Origin of the sequence: Actinotalea sp. (genome assembly GCF_041597215.1) — a bacterium.
Lineage (GTDB): Bacteria > Actinomycetota > Actinomycetes > Actinomycetales > Cellulomonadaceae > Actinotalea.
In genome coordinates this window covers 1-1,250 of the sequence record NZ_JBFHHB010000359.1, presented here as the reverse complement: position 1 = coordinate 1,250, position 1,250 = coordinate 1, and the positions used below count along the sequence as shown (strand labels likewise).

The window sequence follows — 1,250 nt, the reverse complement described above, 5'->3', positions numbered from 1 at the left end:
GCCACGCCCGCCTTGATGAGCCGGTTCTGCACCTCGCATCGGTGCGTGACGGTCGCAAGTGCGGCCTCGGTCTCGCCTGCTGCACTCACGCCAGCCTCCACGCAGGGTCGAAGTCGGGGTGGTCGGCGTAGGGCTGGACGAGAGCGCGGAGGGTCGCCTCAAGAGCGAGCGCAGCGCCGACCGTCGCGTCGTCGGTGTAGGGGCCGAGCCGATCGCCGGTCGCCTCCGCCTCGGAGAGCAGGTCCACCACCCGCCGTAGCGCCGCACACTGAGCCAGGACGCGGGCGCGGCTGAACGTCGCGCCATCCTCATCCATGACACCGCCATCTCCGTGCGCTGCCGCACCCTCATCCTCAGCGATCCGGGCAAGAAGGAATGCGCGCAGGGACTCCGGAGCAGGGGCGGCCGGAACCTGCTCGACACCACAGCGCACGCACATGTAGCGATCGTCCGGGTCGAGTGTCCTGCGCACACTGACCCAATCGTGCCCAGTCGCACTCATGCAGCAGATCTCCATCGCACTCACGCCACATACCCCCGCTTGATAGCCAGCCGACCGATCGTCCCGTCGAACTCGTCCTCCGTGTACAGCCTGCCGCACTCAGGGTGCGAGCAGCGGATCTCCGGCGACGCGCGATAGAACGTCGTCGGCGTGTAGACCAGCGACTCACGCGAGCACCGCACGCACGAGACGCCCGCAACCGTCCGAGAGCGCGTCTCCACGACCGGCCACCGTGCGGTCGTCGTCGCCAGCACCTCACCGACCTCACGACGCATCTCCGCGGCCCACTCCTGGCCGGCAGCCCACTCGATGCGGTCGATCAGCCAGCGTGCGAGCCGTGCGGTCGCCTTGGCCTCGTGGACGCCGACCGTGGTGCCGTAGCGGGTATGCCACGCGCCGACCTCCTCAGGTCCGGCCATCGACGCGCCATCCGGGTGCTCCTCGAGGATGGTCAGCGCCCATGACGCGAGCATGGCGTGCAGCTCGTCGGCGGCGTCCCACTCGGCTGGTCGGATGTCGCCTTCTGCCGGGTCGCGGTAGTGGCGCAGGTCCGATGGCGGCGCTGCGGACGCGAATGGTCGACCGAGCTCGCGCAGGTGGTGCACGACGCCGGGTGCGGCTGCGAGGTCGGTGGTGAGTCGCCCGTAGCACCATTCGCAGAGTGTCCCGTGGTCGGCGCTGCGTGGTGCACAGCCCTTGCACGGGGTCGCTTGCGGGTCACAGTCGGCGGTGTGCGCGCCCCGGATCG

Annotated in this window: 2 protein-coding genes; both read right to left on the bottom strand. The window is 70.0% G+C overall.

Annotation, left to right across the window (positions count from 1 at the left end; translation table 11 throughout):
- Positions 1–85: 85 nt before the first annotated feature.
- Positions 86–439 (bottom strand): DUF6221 family protein, encoded by a 354-nt coding sequence (locus ABWK99_RS16005; RefSeq protein WP_372595676.1) that lies wholly within the window; start codon positions 437–439, stop codon positions 86–88.
- Between the two features lie 83 nt (positions 440–522).
- A partial coding sequence (locus tag ABWK99_RS16000; protein ID WP_372595675.1) for a hypothetical protein occupies positions 523–1,250 on the bottom strand: 728 nt, incomplete at its 5' end.

Bases quoted from the DNA above. Each gene is read 5' to 3' on its own strand.
- ABWK99_RS16005 (WP_372595676.1), bottom strand. From the start codon at position 439: ATGTGCGTGCGCTGTGGTGTCGAGCAGGTTCCGGCCGCCCCTGCTCCG.